5 protein-coding genes are annotated in these 7,072 nt (G+C 44.8%); 4 read left to right on the top strand and 1 reads right to left on the bottom strand.

Annotated features, from left to right (window positions below; all coding sequences use genetic code 11):
* On the bottom strand, positions 1-241 hold a 241-nt coding region (locus QZX97_RS07060; protein ID WP_295654892.1), incomplete at its 3' end, for a hypothetical protein.
* Between the two features lie 269 nt (positions 242-510).
* On the opposite strand from QZX97_RS07060, the gene QZX97_RS07055 reads away from it, so the two are divergent.
* From QZX97_RS07055 to QZX97_RS07040, 4 genes are all read left to right on the top strand, one after another.
* Positions 511-3,459 carry a TonB-dependent receptor gene (locus QZX97_RS07055; RefSeq protein WP_295654893.1) on the top strand — a complete coding sequence of 983 codons (2,949 nt, stop codon included), beginning with the start codon at positions 511-513 and terminating at the stop codon, positions 3,457-3,459.
* Positions 3,460-3,497: 38 nt separating this feature from the next.
* Complete coding sequence (pdeM, locus tag QZX97_RS07050) at positions 3,498-4,157, top strand: ligase-associated DNA damage response endonuclease PdeM (protein WP_295654895.1); 660 nt, start codon at positions 3,498-3,500, stop codon at positions 4,155-4,157.
* Positions 4,158-4,271: 114 nt separating this feature from the next.
* On the top strand, positions 4,272-5,051 hold the full coding sequence (locus tag QZX97_RS07045; protein ID WP_295664500.1) for a succinate dehydrogenase cytochrome b subunit: 780 nt from the start codon (positions 4,272-4,274) through the stop codon (positions 5,049-5,051).
* 44 nt (positions 5,052-5,095) lie between these two features.
* Positions 5,096-7,030, top strand: coding sequence for a fumarate reductase/succinate dehydrogenase flavoprotein subunit (locus tag QZX97_RS07040; RefSeq protein WP_295654899.1), 1,935 nt, complete (start codon positions 5,096-5,098; stop codon positions 7,028-7,030).
* Positions 7,031-7,072: the final 42 nt, after the last annotated feature.

The following is a 7,072-nucleotide window of genomic DNA, read 5'->3' as shown; positions in this document are numbered from 1 at the left end:
CACTTTGCAGGTCGAGTAACGATTTTACCTTTATTTTTTCGCCATAGTTGTCAAAACAAACAAATTCCGATTTTGACCCTGCACGTGTTTTGCGTTGCTCAATAAAATCGAATGTTTTATAAAAGTAGTGGTCAAAAACCACATCTTTGCTTTTTAACGTTTCCGAGAAATTCAATCGAAAGCCCATCGCATCCATCCAGTGGTGCACTTTGGCTCTAAGGGGTAGGCGTATATCCTTCATAAAATCAGCATTTTATACATCAACGATAAACCCGATAGTTATGTTTCACTATCCGGGTTTATATTTCGACACATTTGTTGATAATCCTTGCAATCATCAAAATCAAATAGTCTTTTTATTGTCATGTAATGCATTTATTACCTGCGCTATATGTAACAATCGTATGATTAATATGGCAAGTGTCACAAATTGTCCGTCTTTTGCAGACTAAATTTATAAAACTCAACCGTCGGTCAATGTGGCCGGGTTGAAGCACAATAATTGAAATTATGAAGTCACTGATATTTGTTGCCTTATTCGCTCTTTGCTTTTCTTTTAGTAGTTATGCCCAAACCCGGGAAGTGCGGGGTGTTATTGCCGATACAACCAAGCAAACCGTACCCGGTGCAATTGTGAAGTTGATATCTAAAGTGGATAGTAGTATTGTAACTACCGATATAAACGGAAACTTTGTTTTCCATGCTGTAAAAGGGAAACAGTTTACACTGACCATAGCTTCGATAGGCTATGACGCATTAAAACGTAAATATACGCTGGATAACGATACCAAACCGGCAAACCTGGGAACGCTCGTGCTCAAAACGGCATCCACAATGTTAAAAGAGGTTCAGGTGGTTGACGTAAATGCTGTTAGGGTAACAGCCGATACAACAGAATATAAGGCAAGTGCATACCCGGTAAGGGCCAACGCTACGGCCGAGGAAATGATAAAAAAAATGCCGGGTGTTGATGTTGACGCGAACGGTAACGTTACCGCGCAAGGCCAGTCAGTTGCGGCGGTTAGGATAAACGGTAAAGATTTTTTTGGCGGCGACGTGCAAACAGCTACCAAAAACTTACCGGCTGATGTTATTGAGAGCATGCAAATAGTTGATGATTACGGCGACCAGGCCAACCTCACCGGCATAAAAACCGGCACACCGCGCAAAATCATGAACTTTGTTATCCGTAAAGACCGGAATCACGGTTATACATTTTCGGGCACCGGTGGCGATGGCGCTGACGCCTTACCATCAAACCCGGGGGTTACTGATGCTAACCGCTATTTTGGTTCGATAAACCTGTTTACTTTCCGCGGCGATCAACAAATATCTGTACTGGGCAGCATCAACAACACCAACCTCAACACCTTTAGTTTTGGTGGCGGTGGTGGCGGTGGTGGTTTTGGTGGTGGCGGCGGCCGTGGTAACGGAGGTCGGATGGGCGGCGGTGGCGGCACACCTACCTCGCCAAATGGTATAACCGATGCACACTCTTTAGGTTTTAACTTTCGTGATGAGTGGGGCAAATATCTTTCTGTTTATGGCAGCTACAGTTTTGCCGATAACACCACAAACACCATTAGTACAAATACCCAAACCAACTTTGGTACGTCGGTAAATAACCAATACAGTAATGAAACAGATGGTTCATTAAATCACCGGTTGACCTGGAACATGGAATTTAAGCCGGATACGATTAACTACATTAAATTTACACCAACATATTCCTACTCAAGTACCACAACTAATTTGTTCGAAACCAACTCGTTTAACTACCCGGCCGACCAAACGCGGAACCAAGACTATACAACAAATACGGTAGGAAATTCAAATTCGCCTAATTATGGAGCAACACTGTTATATAACCACCGGTTTAACGGACATGGACGCAACTTCAGCATTAACACAACAGCAAGCTCTGCGCCGGGGTATTCTTATCAAAACCCTCAAAGCACATACATAGCTGGTACTCCAAACGTGCAGACCTATCAATCTATAACGGTGAACAGCCGTACCAATAGTGTTGGTACCAATCTTTCATACATCGAACCCTTAGGAAAGGTTACTTACCTCGAAGGTACATATGCGTACAATCACTCATATACTACTAATAATAAGGATGACGAAGACACCTATGGCCTACCTTCAACAGCTACCCGAGATGATGCTTTAAGCAATGACTATAGTTTTAATTTCAACACCAATCGTTTCGGCTTGAACTATCGTATTGTCGAAACGAAATATAATTTGACATTGGGTGCGGGCTACCAGTCGGCCCAATTAGAAGGGTCTTCACCCGCTACGCTTACGCAACCTGCCATTACCACCGACCGCACAACAAACAACTTTATCCCGAATTTAAGGTTTGTTTATAATTTTGGACGTAATCAGGCATTAAACATCAATTATAATGGGTCAAGCAATTCGCCAAGTTATGCGCAGTTAAACCCAAGGCCCGACCTTTCGAACGCGACCTACCCATCAATTGGCGACCCGAATTTACTACCCGAGTTTGCAAACAACTACTCGATACGCTACAACAAATTCGATATCGCGACAGGCAACATCCTTTTCGCTAACGCATCATTTACCCAAACAGATAATAAAATAGTAGCCAATACGGTTTATTATCCCCTAAATTATACACCGAACCTTCGTTTATCGGGTACCACAGCTTCGGTTTATGCCAATAGTAACAATTACTATGCCGCCAGTGGTTTCTTTACTTTTGCAAAGCCATGGCAAAAAAGGAAATATACTTTGATATTCAATGGTAATGCGTCATACTCAAACAGCGAAAACACATTAACTACCATTACTCCTTTAGCAACAACGCCGGTAACGTATACATCAACGGTAACTCCAAACACCATCAAATCGCTTACTGTAACGCCTCAATTACGTTTCAGGTTCGATATTCAGGATGTTATTGATGCACAGGCAAGTGCCGCTTACGGGTTTACTAAAAACGACAACTCGGATGGTCTGGGTAACAATAACTTCAGGACAACAACATTGGGTCTGAACGGTAAAAATTATTTCTTTACCAACTGGACTTTGAGTTACGATTACACGAAAACCATTTATACCGGTTACCCAGGTGCTACCAACCCCAACATCTTCAATACCTATCTCGAACGTCGTTTCTTGAAAAACAACGCAGCAACAATACGTGCAACCGTAAACGATGTGTTTAACCAAAATACTGGCTATTCAAATAGTACCTCTGGCTCACAGTCAACTATCAGCAACGTAAACCGCTTAGGCAGGTTCTATTTGTTGACGCTGACCATCCGCCTGCAAAAATTCGCCGGCCAGGCACCACAAAACGGCTTCCCTGGTCAAGGTGGCGGTCGTAGGGGCGATGGCGGTGGCCGTGGTGGTATGGGTGGCGGCGGCATGGGCGGCGGCGGTGGTATGGGTGGCGGCATGGGCGGTCCCGGCGGGCTTGACTAATACTTTGCTACCTTTGCGCATAAATTAGTGTATGCCCAATGGTTGGTGATGAATTAGCACTCGAATTTTTAAACCAAAGCCTGTTGTTGCTTTGCCAAAAAGCAATATACTGGAAACAAGAGAAAGCTTTAATAGCCGCCGATGTCCATTTAGGCAAAGGCGGCCATTTTCGTAAATCGGGTATAGCCATACCCCGCCAACTGGCACAGGATGACCTGGCGGTGCTGTCCGATCTTATCAGGGCTTATAAGCCGGAGAAACTCATTTTTTTAGGCGACTTGTTTCATAGCGATATAAATTCCGATTGGGACTGGTTCGCGCTGTGGAGGCAGCAATTCCCCAAACTCAATATCATATTGATCCGCGGCAACCACGATGTAATGCACGATAACCATTACGTTGCCCTTGGTGTTGAGGTACATCCTTCCCTCAACATCGGCCCCTTTTTAATGCTGCACGAGCCTTTGAATAATGAAAGCCTGGAACTGGTGGAAGGCTATGTGCTGTGTGGCCATATACATCCCGGCATCGCGCTAAAAGGTAAGGGTAGGCAATCAGTCATGTTGCCTTGTTTTGCTTTTAGCACACGGCAGGCAGTACTGCCTTCGTTTGGTAAATTTACAGGCCGCGTATCCATACGCCATCAGGATGATGACAAGATATTCGGGGTATTGCAAGATAGGGTGATCGTGATATAAAACACTATTTATTTTAGAACGATTCTAAATAATTCTAAAAACACGAATAAACCAAATCCATTTCTATCTTTTGCTATTTAATAAATACTTTTGCGCAAATAAATCTGATTAATAATGAGCGATTTTAAACAAACCTTTAACTCGTCATTGGGCAAAAAGCTGATCATGGCTTTAACGGGCTTGTTTCTGTGTACCTTTCTTATCGTACACGTTGGCGGTAACCTGTTGCTTTTTAGCAACGATAATGGTTACGGATTTAACGTGTATGCTAATTTCTTAACACATTTCCCCCCTATCGAGGTAATTGCATACCTGCTTTATGCCTGTATTTTGGTGCACGCTCTATACGCGCTGATTTTAACCATCGGCAACCGCAAGGCAAGGCCAATACCTTACGCCTCAGCACCAAAATCGCCAACGCTATGGTCGTCAAAAAACATGGGGCTGTTGGGTTCTATCCTGTTTTTGTTCATCGTGATACACATGGGCGATTTTTGGTACCACTACCATAACGACGAAACCATGGGTTTTAAAGAATATCGTACCAATTTAGCTACCGGCATGACCGTAGCTACCGATTACCGCCCCGAAACTGCCGATTTCGAACATTCGGTAACCACCCAGGGCGATGTTGAAATTGTTAGGGTAAAGGATTTGCACGCACGTGTGGTAAGCAGCTTTAGCAATTTATGGTATGTGATATTGTATGTTATCGCAATGGGGGCATTATCGTTCCACTTGCTGCATGGCTTTCAAAGCGCTTTTCAAACCGCAGGCTGGAGCCATAAAAAATATAAGCCTTTTGTGCAGTTTGTGGGTACCTGGCTGTTCGCGGTTATTATACCCTTAGCCTTTGCTTTAATGCCCATAGTTTACTATTTCAAATCATTATAATAACCGGCCGGACATTTATCCGGTTATAAAATAAAATTAAGAAGATGATCTTAGACGCTAAAATTCCTGCTGGCCCCTTAGCCGAAAAATGGAGCAAGCATAAGTTTAACCTTAAACTGGTTAACCCGGCCAACAAGCGTAAATATAATGTTATTGTAGTGGGTACAGGTCTTGCCGGCGCTTCTGCGGCAGCTTCGCTTGCCGAGTTAGGCTATAATGTAACCGCTTTCTGTTTCCAGGATAGCCCGCGCCGTGCGCACTCTATCGCTGCGCAAGGTGGCATAAACGCAGCTAAGAACTATCGTAACGACGGCGACAGCGTTTACCGTTTGTTTTACGATACCATAAAAGGCGGCGATTACCGTGCCCGCGAAGGCAACGTTTATCGCTTAGCCGAAGTTTCTGTAAACATCATCGACCAATGTGTTGCACAAGGAGTTCCCTTTGCCCGCGAATACGGTGGTTTATTGGACAACCGCTCCTTTGGTGGCGCACAGGTATCCAGAACGTTTTACGCTAGGGGACAAACCGGACAACAATTATTATTAGGCGCATACTCAGCGTTGAACCGCCAGATACACGAAGGCAAAGTAAAAATGTACACCCGCACCGAAATGCTGGATGTGGTTGTAGTTGATGGCAAGGCGCAAGGTATTGTAACACGCAACCTTGTAACCGGTGCTATCGAAACTCATGCCGGGCACGCCGTTTTATTGGCCACAGGCGGATATGGTAACGTATTTTACTTGTCGACGAACGCGATGGGCTGTAACGTTACAGCGGCGTGGCGTGCGCATAAACGTGGTGCTTTTTTCGCTAACCCTTGCTATACACAGATACACCCTACCTGTATCCCGGTAACGGGCGACCACCAATCGAAACTGACATTGATGTCGGAATCCTTGCGTAACGATGGCCGTGTTTGGGCACCCAAAACCGTGGAGCTGGCCCAAAAGCTGCGCAAAGGTGAACTGAAAGTAACCGATCTGAAAGAAGAAGACAGGGATTACTTCCTGGAAAGAAAATATCCGTCTTTCGGTAACCTGGTGCCGCGCGATGTGGCCTCGCGTAACGCAAAAGAGGTAGTTGACGAAGGTAAAGGCGTTGGCGCATCGGGCGTGGCCGTTTATTTGGATTTTGCAGAATCGATAGCTCGTTTGGGCGAGGATACGGTAAGGGCCAAATACGGCAACCTCTTCGATATGTATTATCAGATTACCGATGAGGACCCATATAAAGTGCCAATGCGCATTTATCCGGCGGTACACTATACCATGGGCGGCCTTTGGGTTGATTATAACCTGATGACCACCTTGCCTGGCTTGTATTGCTTAGGCGAAGCCAACTTCTCCGACCACGGTGCCAACCGTTTAGGTGCTTCGGCATTGATGCAGGGTTTGGCCGATGGTTATTTTGTGGTACCTTATACCGTTGGCGATTATTTGGCGACAATCGGTCCGAAACCCATTGATACCACACATCCGGCTTTTGCGCAAACCAAAAAAGATGTTGAAGACAGGATACAACAACTCATCGCATTAAAAGGCACAAAAACGGTTGACGAATATCACCGCGAACTGGGCCATATTATGTGGGAATATTGCGGTATGGCACGTTCTGCAGAAGGCCTGAACAAAGCCAAAGGCCTGATAGCGCAACTAAAGGTTGATTTCTGGAAAAACGCTATTGTTTTGGGCGAGAACGAAGAGTTTAACTCATCACTGGAAAAAGCCGGTCGCGTTGCCGATTTTATTGAACTGGGCGCGTTGATGATAGAAGATGCTTTGAACCGCACCGAATCATGCGGTGGACACTTCAGGGTGGAATCACAAACCGAAGAAGGTGAAGCTTTACGCGATGATGAGCATTTTGCCTACGTAGCAGCTTGGGAATATACCGGCGAAGACAAACCCGAAGTACTGAACAAAGAGCCTTTGGTTTTTGAAAATGTTAAATTAACGCAACGTAGTTATAAATAGTATTGAGTAGCGCGTATTGCGATATGCGATAAAAACACGCTA

The sequence above is a fragment of the uncultured Mucilaginibacter sp. genome (assembly GCF_903893715.1).
Lineage (GTDB): Bacteria > Bacteroidota > Bacteroidia > Sphingobacteriales > Sphingobacteriaceae > Mucilaginibacter.
The sequence above is the reverse complement of the archived record's forward strand: the minus strand, read 5'-3'. Positions and strand labels throughout refer to the sequence as shown.